The following is a 718-nucleotide window of genomic DNA, read 5'->3' as shown; positions in this document are numbered from 1 at the left end:
TCACCCAACACAAACTCCATGCGCGCCGCCGGCACCGACGGATCCACCGGCACATACGCCGCCCCGGTCTTGAGCACACCCAAAATCGCCACCACGGCCTCAGCCGTCCGAGGGAACACCACCGCCACCAGCTCGCCCGCACCAGCACCCCGGCTCACCAACAAGTGGGCCAACCGATTCGCCGCCTCCTCCACCTCGCCATACGTCCACGACCGCTCACCATCGGTGATCGCCACCGCCTCCGGGGCGCGCACCGCCTGCTCGGCAAACAACGCCGGAATCGAAAACGCCACGGGCGCTTGCTCGTTCAGCGCCGCGCGGTTTCCGATGGCCTCGAGGTGGGCCTGTTCGGACTCGTCGAGCACATCGATCGACGAAAGCCGCCGGGAGGGATCGGCCGTGAGTTGGACAAGTACCCATCGCAGCCGCTCGATCAGCCTTTCCACGGTGGCGGTGTCGAACACGTCGGTGCGGAATTCGACCGCGCCGCCGATGCCGGCGGGCTGGCCGTCCTCGGTCCAGCGTTCGGCCAGCGAGAAGACCAAATCCATCCGGGCGACCTGGGTGTCCACCGACATCGGGGTGACCCGCACATCGCCCAACGTCAGCCCGGCGGCCGGGCCCTCGTGTTGCCAGGGCAGGTTCTGCCAGGCGAGGACGACTTGGATCAGGGGGTGATGGCTGAGGCTGCGGGTGGGACCCAGCCGCTCCACCAGGA

At 68.2% G+C, this 718-nt stretch carries 1 protein-coding gene; it reads right to left on the bottom strand.

The window, feature by feature from the left end; all coding sequences use genetic code 11:
* A partial coding sequence (locus A5730_RS00005) for an AMP-binding protein (RefSeq protein WP_156745618.1) occupies positions 1-718 on the bottom strand: 718 nt, incomplete at both ends.

The sequence above is a fragment of the Mycobacterium sp. ACS4054 genome, assembly GCF_001667275.1.
Classification (GTDB): Bacteria; Actinomycetota; Actinomycetes; order Mycobacteriales; family Mycobacteriaceae; genus Mycobacterium.
The sequence above is the reverse complement of the archived record's forward strand: the minus strand, read 5'-3'. Positions and strand labels throughout refer to the sequence as shown.